Raw genomic sequence first — 13,845 nt, 5'->3', positions numbered from 1 at the left:
TTAGTTTTCTTTCTCATTTATTGGTGGTCCGTATCGATTTGTTTGTTCAATACTTGGCTGCCAAAGTCGAAAAATATTGAACCCTTTCCCCGTATCGGTATCATTGACACGCCTTTTTATGGCAAAAATAAGATTAATGAATATTAGGCAAAATAACATTCCTCGAAAGAGATAATCAAAATTTTGTAGATCAAGATTTTTCAGGAAGGCAGGTATCCTTGTTTCAATGAGAAATAAAAAAATTGTCATCCATACGGTCTGTATAAAAAAGCCTTTATTATTTGTGCGACCATTCCAACGCCAAAACTGAAAATACCCATTTTTAGGTAGTGATTGTGCATTGAGTTTTTCTTGATTTTCTTGATTTTCAGCTAACAGCAATGCAGCGCAAAGTCGTAGTACTAAATTATTACTCGCGTCTGTTCGTAATTGATCCAAAGCATTAATTTGCTTTTGAACACAGATGCCATAAGGATTGGATAAATGTTTTGCCAGCTTAGCAATGAAGATAGCTTGCTTTGCAGCTTTACTTTTACTGCCTACGGCTAAAAGTGTTAAGCGCTTTTCATTTATTAAAGTGTGTGCAATTTTTTGAAGATTTAGGTTGTCGCCGGCAATCGTTTGTAATGTGTGCTCTAATTGAGACTGTTGTGCTGTTTTATTTAAAACAATTTTGTATAGCAGCATCAAATAGATAGGATTTTCATTCGCTAATTTTGTTTGCCAAAATCCGGTTAAATGTTGTGGAATTTGGGTAAAATCAGTGTCGTATGGATTGGTAATGATGTTTTCAATTGAGTTAGGATAATTACTCAAAACACAATTAGTGATCTCATTGTTATTAATTATCAAGTTATACAGTTCTGATTCATTTTGCCAATTACCATACTTAAAGATATTGACCAATGGAAGAAATGGATCATCATCGGTTAAAATAAAATCACTGTTCTCTTTTTTAATTAACTTGGCTGTTTCTAAAGGGTTATTAGTAATAGCGAGAACGAGCATACAGCTACGATACCATTGCCAATAGGCCTCTTTATCGATCAAGGCGTTAGGTGGAAATGGAAATTGGTAATATTGTTCATTGTCAAAATAGACCTGCCAGTCAAACATTTCCATATTAAAATATTTCATATATCTGTAAAGATGTACTTTGGCATGCTTAGGAATTAAATCAAACCTATCTAACCATAAACGCACATATATCGCGTCATCATTATCGCTTTCAATATCAAATCTGATTGGCATTGGAAGATCTTCATCACTATTATACAACCAATCTTTAAATGCTTTTATCGGTTCAAGTTCGGTTAGCCATACTAAATGTTGCTTAGCCTGACGTTGTAGATTTTGTAAAATGAATTGTTCAAATATATCATCGCTTTGTTCTTCAAGAATTTGCTGTAATAAGGTTTGATTACCGTGGCATAACATAATGGCATGTCGGTATAAGCGATATAAACGATTGGTACCATTGTCCAGTAACAACAAAGGCAGGATTTGGCGATAATTCCAATTTATTTCTAGCGCCCAATTTATAAAGCTAGCAATTTCTGGTGAATAATCGCTAGGATCGATTTGGGCTAATCGTGATACTGTTATCGTAGACCATTGAGGAACTATATTATAAAAGTTATTGTCTGTTGATGTCGGTGCTAGGCAATAACAGTCATTAAGTGCGATACATAATAGTGGGAAATACTCTTGCGCAAAATATAAACACCAACCCGCTATCCAACTGGCTGCTTTTTGTTGATAATGACCTGTATTATAAAGATCAATCCAAGCTTGTAGCGCATTTTGTTTATCGGTAAGTAATGTATATTGAATTGCCGCTAAAAACCGCCATTCGATAATATTACGCTCATCATCATCGTTTTGGGCGATACGTTGTAAAGCATAGTCTAAAATAGATTGATTTGGTATATTTGCCACACGGTAAAAATTGGCAAATTGCATCATTAAGTCTTTATCATCAGGTAAACAGATGACTGTATCTTGCATTAAAAAAGACTCAAGTTCATCTTGTGAACGCCACCAATATAACCAATGGCAGTGAGAAATATAATCAATGGTGGCATCTTGTAGTACGATATTTGTGGTTGGTAAGGATGCGTAATTGAAAGTATCGCCACTATCAATATATTCAAGAAAATTCTCATACTTTTCATATTGTTCGGGTTTTTCGATCATCAGCTGTTGTCGCCAACGTAAACTTTCGGCGAGTAATTTGGCGCATGATTGCGATATATTCTTTGCTTGAGTGCTTATTTCTAACAAACGCCATTTTACCGAATCAATAATTGCCATAGGATAGTCATAAAATGAACTGATAAATAATTGCCATTCATCGACATTAAAGCGACGTTTTGGATCATTTAAAAGCATTTGATAAGCAGTACAAATTTCATTCTCTTTAAGCTGCTCTTCTGTCAGTGGCTGGGAAATGTCTTGTGCTGAGCTGTCCGATTCTAACTCAGCAGCAAATTTTTCAGGCGATTTGGCATATTCTATTGCATTTTCATAAGCGGCTCGTAACGCTTTAAATCCATCAGGATCGGTTTCGGGATGATGATTGGGTAATTTTGCACGATATGCTTGACGAATAGTTGCAATATCAGTCGTTTTCTCAATGCCCAGTAGTTGCCATATGTTATCATTCATGACCAATCATACTCCATTAATGATGTTGGTTTCTCTAATTCTTCAATATTAATAAACCAAGGTAATAAGTTGTAAGGCAATGTTTTGTCTGTGTATAGTTCTGCCATTACATGGCGTTGTGATGTTCTGGTTAATTGACAATGCAACTGCTCTAAGTCCTCAATTCCCCACGTTTGCCTGTATCGATGACCAATAAACCAGCCAATATGATAATGCTGCCATGATTCATAAAAACATCGAGCTCGAAGACTGATCCTATTTAAAATCCATAAAGCTTCTTGTTCGGTTACATATTTATTGGTTGTGCCGATTCGTATAAGATATGCGGCTCTTACATAATCCCAACTACGAATACCGGCAACACCACAAGCTGGAAATGTTTGTTCCACATATTTTAGTATTATTTTCTGAATGTCTGTTTGTTCTTCACAATAGTTAAGCCATTCAATTTCAGAAAATCGTGAATATTTAAAATAGAGTTGTGAAATGAATTGTGCTGGCCCGTCATCAACCAGGTCAAATATTTGTTTTAGAAAAGTTTCCCGAGAATTGATCTCCCAATTCTCACTTAAATCGATAAATGTATCATCAGGGAAAACATAAGGGGACGTAAAGATAGCACCATTTTTTTTATTTAACATAACCATAGGTGCCGATAAAGCGTATAACCAATCAATAAAATCTTGAGAAACCATTTTCTACTCAGTTGATAACAGATATTGTTTATAGCGTTGTAGAAAGATAACAGAATCATGTATAAATTGAAAGGGCATATTGTCTTGAAATTTAATGTGATTAAAATGCATAGCGGAATTATTACAAGAAGCAACAAAATTGTTTTGCAAATTGGTTTGTGCAAGGCATAATGAAATACGATTTTTTTTGTAATCATCTATACATTATTTAGCCACAAAAGAAAGGAGTTATAATGAAAAAATTCGCCTTAATGGTACTATTAATGTCAGGCGTATTGATGCTACAAGGCTGTGTTGCGGCATTGATTGGCGTTGGTGCCGGCGCTACAGCGACAATTGCAACCGATCCTCGTACTGCTGGAACCCAAGTTGATGATACAACGCTTAATTCACGAATTACCAGTAAATTAAGAGATAACGGACCTATGTTTATTGGCTCACGTATTTCAACTAGCACTTATGACGGTAATATTTTGTTAACCGGGCAAGCAAATCAAGAACAAATTGAGAAAGCTGAAAGCTTAGCAAATGAAGTTGAAGGTGTAAAAACAGTTTACAATCAAATTCGTATCGGAACGCCAGTGGGTGCTGGCACAGTAACTAATGACACATGGATCACCACTAAAGTAAAATCTCAGTTAATGCTAAATTCACAAGTTAAATCACGTAAGATAAAAGTGGTGACGGAAAATGGTGAAGTTTTCTTAATTGGTATCTTAACACCAGAACAAGGCAGACTTGCTGCTGAAGTTGCCAGTAAAGTAGCCGGTGTTAAAAAGGTGATTACGCTTTACACTTACCCAGATAACTAATCAGTTAAAATTATAAAAGAAAGGGGGATTTCCCCCTTTTTTTATCTTATTTTATTGATTCGATCCGTTCGATAAGTTTTGCCAGACCTTGCTGTCGTGATTGGCTAAGTTCTTGAGCAATTTTCAGTTCTTTAAATAATGCCGGAAAGTCGATAGCATGAATTTGCGTGGCATTTTTGTTATTGGCTATCAAGATCAAAATAGCAAGTAATCCTTTAACAATCCTTCCTTCACTATCACCTTGAAAGATAAATGTGCCGTCAGCTTGTTTTTGATAAGTTAACCATACTCGGTTTTCACAACCGTTCACTTGATTTCCCTCGGTTTTTTGATCTGGAGGAAAATCAGGCAATTGCTTAGCTAAAAGTATCAGTTGTCGATAGCGATCTTGCCAGTTATGTTGCTGAGAAAATAGTTCAGTTAAAGATTGTTGTGAAACCATATTATAGACCTATTTAGGGTGATAAAAATTTGCCATGCTAGTTCAGTTTAGATAGATGTTTTCGCATAAATTTATGCAAATATCTCAATGGCATTATTAAGGGCAGTTATCAATTTATCAATATCTTGTTGATTATTATAAGGCATAAGCGATATACGAATCACACCGTGACAACCAAGTTTATTCATCAACGGTTGAGCGCAAAGCTCCCCTGTACGTATGGCAATATTTTGATCGCCTAATAAGATTGCAATATCATTATGATGAATATGCTTAAAATTAAAGCTGATAATAGGGCTACCTTCGACGCTATAAAATTGAATATCATCAAACTGTTTTAATTGCGATCTTGCGTAATTGGATAATTGAATTAAATAGTTATCTGCCTGAACTTCATCCCATTTATTTAACCAGCTAAGTGAGGCATTTAGGCCAACAATCCCGGCGATATTTTGCGTTCCGGCTTCAAATTTGTAGGGCAATTGTGCAACTTGAAATTCAGAAAATGTGGTTGTCTTCAACATCTTCCCGCCACCTTGCCAAACGCTCATTTGTTCCAGTAACGTCGCTTTGCCATATAACACCCCTAGCCCAGTTGGGGCATATAGCTTGTGTGCTGAAAAGGCATAAAAATCGATATTGAGCTTGTCAACATTGATTGGCTGATGAACAATACCTTGCGCCCCGTCAACCACTAATATCGCATTATTTTGGTGAACAAGTTGACTAATTTGCGCTAAATCTGGACAAAATCCCGTTACGTTAGACATTTGCGTCACCGCAACGATTTTTGTGCGTGATGAGATGAGTGAAGAAAGCTCATCAATATCCGCTGACCATTGAATGACTTTTGCTCCAGTCTGCTTAGCAACGATTAACCAAGGTAATAAATTGCTATGATGCTCTAATTCGCTAACGATAATTTCATCGCCAGGTTGTAATAGGGGGCGAGCATAACTTTGAGCAATTAAGTTAATTGATTCAGTTGTGCCACGCGTCCAAATAATTTCATGGCTATGTTTGGCATGAATCAGATTAGCAACATTTTCTCTTGTTGTGTGAATGGTTTGTGTTACCTGCAGCGCATTATGGTGCAAACTGCGTTCAGCCGTTGCGGTGTTGTGCGCATAATATTGTACTGTCGCATCAATCATCGCTTGTGGCTTAAGCGCAGTGGCTGCCGAATCAAGGTAGACACTTTGATTATTGAGCGCGGGGAAATCGGCCCGAAATTGCTCGGCATCAAAATATTTATTGCGCAAGTTCAAGTCCTGCAATTCCATTCCAGTAACCATTACAGTCTCGTTTATGTTCAATGTGCAAAGGATTTAATCCGTCTTCATTGGCTTTAAACTGTTTGACCACATCTAAGGTTTCAACACCTAATGGCGAGATGCGGACAATATCAACCAATCCTTTCATCTCTTTAAGATTATTGCCTAAATTATAACAATAACCACTTTGCGTTTGAATGCCGTTTAACACAAATACTTTTTGCTGTTCTTGTGAAAATACTTCACGGCCGGTTGGGTATTTAATACAGCAGGTTTCACATTTATCTTTTGGTCTATCTTCGGAACGAGCGGTAAAACAGCGAGCAGAATAAGCTAACGGTAAGTAGCCATAACTAAAGACTTCAACTTCAAAATTTCGAGCTATATTCAAGCTATCAAATTGATTAAGTACATTGTTTAACCAATCGCGAGAAAGTTCAACAGGCATACACCAACGTACCATACCCTGTTTTTGTAATAACTTTAAGGTTAAAGCGTTATAACAGTTAATAGCCGGACCTGCCACAAAAGGTAAATGATTATCATGGGCAATGTTAATTGCTGCTAAGTCATTAGCTTCAACTAAAAAATCACCATTGTTTACCAGCTGCCTTAAATCATTAAGTTCTGATGGCGCTTCAAGTAATGCTAAAGTGGAAAGGACGACTTGCTTGCCAGATTTGGCAATCTCTTTTGCTAAGTCTAACCAATTGGGCACCTTCATTTCACGGCGTTTGGTACATACCGTTTCACCCATATAAATAATGTCTGCTTCACTATTTGTGGCAGCATGGTAAAAAGCTTCAGTTTCGATTTTAGGCCAATAGTACAGCACTGGTCCTAATGCGTATTTCATCGTTTTGCTCACTATATTTATATTAGATTGATTTAACTAAAAATCGCTACAGCGATTTTATTTACATTGTCATTAATTAAAATATGAATCTATTTCAATCATCTTTATTGTGAATGACTAATTGGCAAGTTAATTCTACATTATTGCCATTTACGGTGATAAGCACCTAATGTGGTTTGCGTTCCTTCTGAAACAGAACCAAGTGTATCCATCCAATTTTTTTCTGCCTGATAGGATTGTGGATTAGCTTTATAGCGGTCAATAGCTTGTCGCCATACTTTGGTCACTTGTTCAACATAAGCCGGGCTACGTTGACGACCTTCGATTTTCACCGAGGCAATATTAGCAGCAAATAATTCCGGTAAAAGTTCAATCGTATTTAAACTGGTTGGCTCTTCAATCGGATGATAAAGCTCTTGACCAACAAAGTAGCGACCTTTACATAAGGTTGGATAGCCAGCATTTTCACCTTTTTTATGACAGTCGATCAAAACATTATTTAGTCTTGACTCAAGACCCTTTTCGGTCTCTTCCCAGCGCACAAATTTTGCTGGTGAGCACGCACCAACAGTGTTAGGTGATTCGCCAGTTAAATAAGAAGACAAGTAACAACGGCCTTCTGCCATAATACATAAACTGCCAAAAGCAAAAACTTCTAATGGAACAGGCGACACTTGAGAAAGCTGTTTTACCTGATGCATTGACAATACACGAGGCAACACAATTCGATGTACGTGAAAATTATTATAATAAAACTTAATTGACTCTTCATTGGTCGAAGAGGCTTGCACCGAAACATGGCGCTCTAAATTGGGATATTTTTCAGCTGCATAATCAAGCATTGCAAGATCGGCAATGATTAAAGCATCAGCGCCAATGTTTGCAGCGGTATCAACCGCATGTTGCCACCGCTGAAAATTTTCAGGATGCGCAAAAGTATTAATCGCAATATGCAATTTTTTACCACGTTTATGTACATAATCCGCAGCTTCAATTAATCGCTTCTCATTAAAATTTAAACCAGCAAAGTGACGGGCATTGGTATCATCTTTCAAACCAATATAGACAGCATCAGCGCCATTATCAATCGCCACTTTTAACGATGGTAAAGATCCAGCAGGACAAAGAAGTTCCATAATTATTCCTAACTTAAGTTCGGTATTTAATACGCCATGTATTATGCAATAATTCCTGATTTAATGCGAATAGAAAGCAAATTTCTAGGCTAAAAAAAACATACAACCCTGTTTTTTATATAACTGTATGTAATAAATATAATTTTTAATAAAGTAAGTGATTACTATTGATAATTAAATTGAATCAAAACGGTGATAGTTAACATAGGATAATTTACGATTTTGCAAAGTAAAAAACCAGACATTTATTATTTAATTTCTGGTTTTTATATTTAAAAAGAATTTTATCAATAATCAACTAAATTCAATCTATTTTATGTTTAGCGTACTATGTTGATGATAATTAATACTTATTTCAGCGCATTTTCAAGTTGTGTTAAATTTTCAGTCGAATTTAATTGAGTCATACAATTATTGATTAATTGTGAAGTGATATCTTGAACTAACTGATAGTTATTACTTTCCCATTCGTCAAAAGTTTTGGTTTTATCCTCTACCGATAAACTGTTGTGAGAACAAGCAAAGTAAAATCCTTCCGCTTTAATCGATGTTTGATAAATAAAATTGTATTTATTATCCGTCAAACCATCATAAATCAGTTTAAATTTATAAGGTTGAATGGTGATAGTGTGTTCTTTTTGTTTGTTGGCTTTTATTTTTTTTAAAATTGTATATAACTGAGGTTTTAAAAGCTCCATGGTATTATTTGGTACTGAATTTACGTAGCTACCTTTTAATTCTTCCTTTGAAAAAGTATTCACGTTGCCACCAAGACTAGTAAAAAAGCCTGCGGCAAATTGAACTACTTTCAATCCAACAACTTGTGCTGTATTACTTCGGGTAACAATATTTAAATAACTATTCGTATCTTTAACTACTTCTCCATTAATGGCATTTTCCGTTAACACCTTAATATTCGCACCATTATTTAAAGTTATTACTTCTGTTTCCACAATCTGTGTTCTAGGCAATGGTTCTCTGTTGCCAGAACATCCAAATAATAAAAGCAAGCAACAACTTAAAATAACATATTTAATCTTTTCCATAATTTTATATTTCCTTTTACTTATTTATATTTCATCAAATAATTTTTTATTGGTATAAACAATAAGTTATTGTTTGATGCATCTTTATTATTGTATTGAATAAAGTAATTGTCCAGATTTGTTAATTATTTATCTATTTAACGAATTTCTTAAATGATAGCTAATATAGCGCTTTTGGTGATCGGCTTTATTGTAATGTAAAACCGTTTGTCGCTATCTTCAAAACACGTTGACGTTCTGGGGCAGGCAGTGACGCCATTGCTAACCTACTACTCGTAACAACTAAACAAGGTAATTATTATGACTAAGGTATACGTTGTGCTAAAATTAACCACCAGTTGAAGCACGGGCACTAAACCTGACAAGCACTTTTATATCGTGGGTTACATGTATGATGTCGGGCATAATAGTCCCAGCTCAGAACTCACTATTAAGGGCTAGCGGTTGAAACAGATACGTTTTTATGCCAAACGGCCTATCATCATTAAAGTTAAGCAAAACTAATTTATTATTGAACTTGTTATATGGATCTAAAAATAGATAAAAAAATTATCCTAACTCAGAGTTAGAGCGTGGATTAGTAAGGAAATAAAGATGAGTAAACAACTAGATAAAATAAGTAAATTCTTAAGTTATATTTTGAGACATCAACCAGAAGCTATTGGAATTACATTAGATTCTGATGGTTGGGTTAATATTGACAGACTCATCATGCAAGCTAATCAACATAATGAATCTCTTACTAGAGAGTTGATAGAGCAAGTTGTTAAAACAAGTGATAAAAAACGTTTTACGATTTCGGATGACGGTCTAAAAATACGTGCAGCGCAAGGGCATTCAACTGAGCAAGTAAAAATAAGCCATGTAGAACAAATTCCCCCAGAATTTTTATATCACGGCACAGCCACTCGATTTATTGATTCCATTAAAAACCAAGGATTAATTGCTGGCAGTCGCCATTATGTCCATTTATCTGGCGATGAGAAGACTGCTAAGAAAGTAGGCGAAAGGCATGGGAAACCGGTAGTATTAAAAGTAAAAGCCTTACAGATGTCTCAACAAGGTTTTAAATTTTATTTGGCAGATAACGGTGTTTGGTTGACTAATGCTGTTCCTAATACTTTTTTAATATTTGACTAAATCTTATTTAATTTAGCCCGTTGTGTTTTAGTTTAGAAGGATCAAATAAGTTATTTATTATTTGATTCTCTAAAATTAAATTTCTATATTTTTTAAATAAAATCCTAGTCGATATTGTTTATCAATAAATTTTGAACGTGTAAATTGGAAGTGTAATTCAAAAATTGACTATAAAATATTAGATCAAAAAGGAGCATAAATAATTGGTATAGTGTATAGCTTGTTATAATAAACAACCTAAATTCTGGGTAACTTTTAGAATCAACCTATTCCATACTCTATTGTAGTATTAATTGATATTATAACTTCGTTAACTTTCTCCAAAAAACATATACATTCGTCAGGTATTTGGTACTTAAAATATATTTTTATCAAAAAATTATTTCTTCCTTTAGCGTCAGGGAAATATTTATATATTTTTTTACTTTCGATAACACTGATATAAAGATTTAGTTTTTCTTGCAATTTGAATAGATGAGATTCGTAAGGTAGATTCCAAGTTAAATGATCAGTTAATCCTAATTCAACTAAATTTTTAATATTTTTAGGAATTCCAATCATATCTAATTTATTTATATCTTCTATAGACATATTAATAATTACCTTTTAGTTATCAGGTCTAACTACTTCTCCTTCCAACAACCTACTGAGCGATTCTATACCATCGGTTATGTGCTACCCAATCCCAGACCACAACTGACCATTAAAGGCAGGTGGCTGTAACAGATAGGGTTTTATGCTGGGCGACCTGTAATCATTAAAGTTGAGCAGAACAAGTTGATTATTGAACTTGCGATGCAGATTTAAAAAGCAATAAAATATCTCAGTATCTGACTGAGATCTTTTTTATAGTTAAACTTTTCATAACGTTTATGATTATTAGAATAAATTGCTAAAATCAACTTTTTTTAATTGAAGCTCATAAAGCAATTTATCTATAAACTCTTTGCTTGCAACAACTATTTTGGATAGTTCAATATCTGAATAGACTTTTTCCATCCATATACTACCAAACTGCCAATAGCCTGTAATTTCCTTCTTAAAGAATAGGATTGGTCCTTCTTCATAATCCATAGAGTAATATTCAAAATCACCCTGTTTCTCATAAATCCAATCATTCAATTTCTTTGCCAATTCAACTAGTAATATTCCATTCTCAGCAAAAACAGGGATATTATCTATTAAAATAAATAAATTACCCTCAACTTCAGAAAAAAGCTGAGGATTCGATGAAACTTCACCGATAAATAAATCGGTATAATCAATATTTATTGAGAATTTACTGGGAATGCGTTCCATATTTTTCCATCATTTCCTATTATTATTCGGATACTTGTTTGACCTTTTGTACCAATAGGTTTATTCATATCAACTACAACTCTGAAAGAACCATCGACATTATTAGGTAGAAATTTAGCATTAGGAGAGTTTAATGCCTCTTTAACTAAGTTTTGAATATCAGATACATTATTTGTATTAAATTAAGCACTTCTATTAGCTGTGGTGCCAACCATATGTTTATCTTTTGGTGTCCATGTAGTTACATTATTTTTTGCTGCATCAAATGCAGTTTTAGAAGCATTATCTAAAGCCCCCCAATTATTATTTGGAATAATGGCCTCTTGCTTACCTGTAGTCGCCGTCGTCCCGTTTTCAGCATTAATTTCTTGCTCTTTCGCTACATGTTCACCAAATTTACTACTTTCGTTTGCTTTCTGATTGGCAGCCTGATTATCAAGTATTTTATCCTTAGTCTCTTTATAATTTCCACCATCTTGTTCAACATTTCCTTTTCCGTGTTGTAGCTCTAAGTCTGTTTTGTCTAATGGTTTGTTGGCAGTAGGTCCCTTTCCGGCATTATTACCACGGATTTGCGTGCGGGTACTGGACAGAAGATTGATATCATTATCGGCAGATAAATAAACCAGCTTATCACCGACTAACTTCCCGTAATTGGTAATATCATTTTTCGCATCGATTGCCACCCGCTCACCGAATACCGTGCCACTATTGGTGACATTATTGCCGGATAACTGAATATTTTTTGGAAGTTATCGGAAGAAGATAAAACTGTGATTGAGATATTTTTAGAAGACTTTTTAATCAGGAAGGAGATTAAATTACAAGCTAGGTAAGGCGGATAAAAAAGTAACATAGTAGTAACAGGCGACAACCTGCTACTACTACAACTATACGAAATGGTTATTATGATTAAGATGCATTTCTACGCTAAAATCAACCCCAGACCACAACTGACAATTAAAGGCAGGTGGCTTGAGCAGATAGGCTTTTATGTAGGATGCCCTGTTATCATTAAAATCGAGCAGGGCAAGTTGGTTGTTGAACTTGCGATGCAGATCTAAAAATAGATAAGAAGAGCCCCGTTGGTTAGGTGGGAGATTTACTATCTACCACCACTTAGGATAATTAATAAATTCATTTTTGATGACAGAGTAAACATCATCAGTAATTTTACTGCTATAATCTGCAGTCATAACATTTCCTTCAGGATCTCGTCTCTTAATTGACCATGCAAACTCTATGAACTCATTACTTTTTATTATCTTCATGATAAAAGTATCATCCATATCATTTAATATAGTGTTTTTTCCCTCATTAAGCCCTTTAGAGAATCGATCCCAGACGCTACATTCAATCCAAAGTTCTCCACTATATGCTAAAAGATGAGTGAACTGATTTATATTAATATCAATTTTGAATTTAATTGACGGTAAATAATCATCTATTTCTATCTCATTAAAAATAATCTTGATAGGATCACTTAAATTAATACTCATTAATACTCCTACTTATTTAACTGGTCGAGCATGAATTACTGCAGGAAGCTCACCTAGTTGACGAGGTGGTGCTAATTTTAGCTCCCAACCGTCGATTGTAATTAACTTATTATATTCAACGCCATTTTTTGTTGCTGAATTAAGAGCCCCTTGCAAACTGTTCAATTGTTGTTGTGACGATAACCTTACAGCTTCTGGCGTATAGTCTTTCGCTTTAAATTGAGCATATTCGGCAATATGTTCTGCTGCATTACCATGAATCCATACTTTCTGCCCATTAGGTAAAGTCATCTCAAATGATTTAGGAATAACTGAACCAGAGTAATTCGGTTGAGTTGCCTTCACTGAATCCCATACGGTACCAGTTGTTCCATTATTTATGTTAGCACTCGTTCCCTTTCCAACTTTAGTTTGTTTAATGATAGTGTTATTAGCTCTATCATAAACAATTTTATAATTCCCGTTTTCACTAAGAGTCGTTTTTATTTCATTTAATACGACAGATGGATTTTCAATACGATTATTTTTATATAATTCCATTATAGCAGCAAGTTCATTCAGTTCAGACTTACTTAATGAATTAACTAATGAGCCAGCAGTCATTCCTAAACCTGCCGCCGGGTAACCTTCAAATCCAACAGTTTCGATTAACCAAGTTCCTACATTATTGGCACACAATACAGGATTGGCAGTACAAGAAGCAATAGCAGGACCGGCTATATCAATTGCGATAGGTGCGGCTATCAGTCCGCCTATCACAATCACTTGCGGTTCGCCGTACTCTATTATCGTTTCGTTATAACTGTTTATTCCTTCCCAGATAACCTTATCTTCACAAGCTCTATCGCCGTTACATGAAGCCTCTGCGGCCTTTACAATGGCTTGACCAATATGATTATTCTCAACCGCATTCTTCCCGGCAGCAATCGCCGCACCGGCAGCGCCGGTATCACCGCCACCGGCGGCAATCGCCAGGCCG

The 13,845-nt window shown here is 35.1% G+C and carries 15 protein-coding genes; 3 read left to right on the top strand and 12 right to left on the bottom strand.

All coding sequences use genetic code 11. From position 1 onward, the window contains the following. Positions 1-2,667 (bottom strand): J domain-containing protein, encoded by a 2,667-nt coding sequence (locus tag J3U74_RS09235; RefSeq protein ID WP_267338023.1) that lies wholly within the window; start codon positions 2,665-2,667, stop codon positions 1-3. Beyond that, positions 2,664-3,362 carry a DUF1266 domain-containing protein gene (locus J3U74_RS09230; protein WP_220218590.1) on the bottom strand — a complete coding sequence of 233 codons (699 nt, stop codon included), beginning with the start codon at positions 3,360-3,362 and terminating at the stop codon, positions 2,664-2,666. The genes J3U74_RS09235 and J3U74_RS09230 overlap by 4 nt, the downstream gene beginning before the upstream one ends. Before the next feature lie 233 nt (positions 3,363-3,595). Here J3U74_RS09230 and dolP point away from each other — a divergent pair, with 233 nt between their 5' ends. After that, entirely contained in the window at positions 3,596-4,174 is a 579-nt protein-coding gene (dolP, locus tag J3U74_RS09225) for a division/outer membrane stress-associated lipid-binding lipoprotein (RefSeq protein WP_220218591.1), read from the top strand. A gap of 46 nt (positions 4,175-4,220) precedes the next feature. Here dolP and csdE read toward each other — a convergent pair whose 3' ends face one another. From csdE to J3U74_RS09200, 5 genes are all read right to left on the bottom strand, one after another. Then, entirely contained in the window at positions 4,221-4,616 is a 396-nt protein-coding gene (gene csdE, locus J3U74_RS09220; RefSeq protein WP_267338024.1) for a cysteine desulfurase sulfur acceptor subunit CsdE, read from the bottom strand. Between the two features lie 71 nt (positions 4,617-4,687). After that, a complete protein-coding gene (csdA, locus tag J3U74_RS09215) occupies positions 4,688-5,911 on the bottom strand; it encodes a cysteine desulfurase CsdA (protein ID WP_267338025.1) in 1,224 nt (407 codons plus the stop codon). Further along, positions 5,868-6,746, bottom strand: coding sequence for a U32 family peptidase (locus J3U74_RS09210; RefSeq protein ID WP_220218593.1), 879 nt, complete (start codon positions 6,744-6,746; stop codon positions 5,868-5,870). Before J3U74_RS09210 ends, csdA begins: the two co-directional genes overlap by 44 nt. 140 nt (positions 6,747-6,886) lie before the next feature. Continuing rightward, a complete protein-coding gene (ubiU, locus tag J3U74_RS09205) occupies positions 6,887-7,882 on the bottom strand; it encodes a ubiquinone anaerobic biosynthesis protein UbiU (protein ID WP_220218594.1) in 996 nt (331 codons plus the stop codon). A 350-nt stretch (positions 7,883-8,232) separates the two neighbouring features. Next, complete coding sequence (locus J3U74_RS09200; RefSeq protein ID WP_267338026.1) at positions 8,233-8,928, bottom strand: hypothetical protein; 696 nt, start codon at positions 8,926-8,928, stop codon at positions 8,233-8,235. Positions 8,929-9,522: 594 nt separating this feature from the next. Between J3U74_RS09200 and J3U74_RS09195 the strand changes: the two genes are divergently transcribed. Continuing rightward, a complete protein-coding gene (locus J3U74_RS09195; protein WP_267338027.1) occupies positions 9,523-10,068 on the top strand; it encodes an RNA 2'-phosphotransferase in 546 nt (181 codons plus the stop codon). A 261-nt stretch (positions 10,069-10,329) separates the two neighbouring features. Here the strand turns inward: J3U74_RS09195 and J3U74_RS09190 are convergent, their stop codons facing one another. The 3 genes from J3U74_RS09190 to J3U74_RS09180 all read right to left on the bottom strand — a co-directional run bounded on the left by J3U74_RS09190 (position 10,330) and on the right by J3U74_RS09180 (position 12,053). After that, positions 10,330-10,659 carry a DUF6572 domain-containing protein gene (locus tag J3U74_RS09190; protein ID WP_267338028.1) on the bottom strand — a complete coding sequence of 110 codons (330 nt, stop codon included), beginning with the start codon at positions 10,657-10,659 and terminating at the stop codon, positions 10,330-10,332. 288 nt (positions 10,660-10,947) lie between these two features. Next, complete coding sequence (locus tag J3U74_RS09185) at positions 10,948-11,367, bottom strand: hypothetical protein (protein ID WP_267338029.1); 420 nt, start codon at positions 11,365-11,367, stop codon at positions 10,948-10,950. A gap of 182 nt (positions 11,368-11,549) precedes the next feature. Continuing rightward, positions 11,550-12,053 (bottom strand): hypothetical protein, encoded by a 504-nt coding sequence (locus J3U74_RS09180; protein ID WP_267338030.1) that lies wholly within the window; start codon positions 12,051-12,053, stop codon positions 11,550-11,552. Positions 12,054-12,275: 222 nt separating this feature from the next. Between J3U74_RS09180 and J3U74_RS09175 the strand changes: the two genes are divergently transcribed. After that, a complete protein-coding gene (locus J3U74_RS09175) occupies positions 12,276-12,431 on the top strand; it encodes a SymE family type I addiction module toxin (RefSeq protein ID WP_220217655.1) in 156 nt (51 codons plus the stop codon). 45 nt (positions 12,432-12,476) lie between these two features. Here J3U74_RS09175 and J3U74_RS09170 read toward each other — a convergent pair whose 3' ends face one another. Next, positions 12,477-12,866: a hypothetical protein gene (locus J3U74_RS09170; RefSeq protein ID WP_267338031.1), complete on the bottom strand. Its 390-nt coding sequence runs from the start codon at positions 12,864-12,866 to the stop codon at positions 12,477-12,479. Positions 12,867-12,878: 12 nt separating this feature from the next. Beyond that, positions 12,879-13,845, bottom strand: a 967-nt coding sequence (locus J3U74_RS09165) for a hypothetical protein (RefSeq protein WP_267338032.1), incomplete at its 5' end; no start/stop codon positions are given.

The organism is Gilliamella sp. B3892 (genome assembly GCF_026536305.1).
Lineage (GTDB): Bacteria > Pseudomonadota > Gammaproteobacteria > Enterobacterales > Orbaceae > Gilliamella.
This window is presented reverse-complemented; position numbering and strand designations above follow the sequence as displayed.

Bases quoted from the DNA above. Each gene is read 5' to 3' on its own strand.
- dolP (WP_220218591.1), top strand. From the start codon at position 3,596: ATGAAAAAATTCGCCTTAATGGTACTATTAATGTCAGGCGTATTGATG.
- J3U74_RS09190 (WP_267338028.1), bottom strand. From the start codon at position 10,659: ATGTCTATAGAAGATATAAATAAATTAGATATGATTGGAATTCCTAAA.
- csdE (WP_267338024.1), bottom strand. From the start codon at position 4,616: ATGGTTTCACAACAATCTTTAACTGAACTATTTTCTCAGCAACATAAC.
- J3U74_RS09235 (WP_267338023.1), bottom strand. From the start codon at position 2,667: ATGAATGATAACATATGGCAACTACTGGGCATTGAGAAAACGACTGAT.
- J3U74_RS09230 (WP_220218590.1), bottom strand. From the start codon at position 3,362: ATGGTTTCTCAAGATTTTATTGATTGGTTATACGCTTTATCGGCACCT.
- J3U74_RS09210 (WP_220218593.1), bottom strand. From the start codon at position 6,746: ATGAAATACGCATTAGGACCAGTGCTGTACTATTGGCCTAAAATCGAA.
- J3U74_RS09200 (WP_267338026.1), bottom strand. From the start codon at position 8,928: ATGGAAAAGATTAAATATGTTATTTTAAGTTGTTGCTTGCTTTTATTA.
- J3U74_RS09185 (WP_267338029.1), bottom strand. From the start codon at position 11,367: ATGGAACGCATTCCCAGTAAATTCTCAATAAATATTGATTATACCGAT.
- J3U74_RS09170 (WP_267338031.1), bottom strand. From the start codon at position 12,866: ATGAGTATTAATTTAAGTGATCCTATCAAGATTATTTTTAATGAGATA.
- csdA (WP_267338025.1), bottom strand. From the start codon at position 5,911: ATGGTTACTGGAATGGAATTGCAGGACTTGAACTTGCGCAATAAATAT.
- J3U74_RS09195 (WP_267338027.1), top strand. From the start codon at position 9,523: ATGAGTAAACAACTAGATAAAATAAGTAAATTCTTAAGTTATATTTTG.
- ubiU (WP_220218594.1), bottom strand. From the start codon at position 7,882: ATGGAACTTCTTTGTCCTGCTGGATCTTTACCATCGTTAAAAGTGGCG.
- J3U74_RS09175 (WP_220217655.1), top strand. From the start codon at position 12,276: ATGATTAAGATGCATTTCTACGCTAAAATCAACCCCAGACCACAACTG.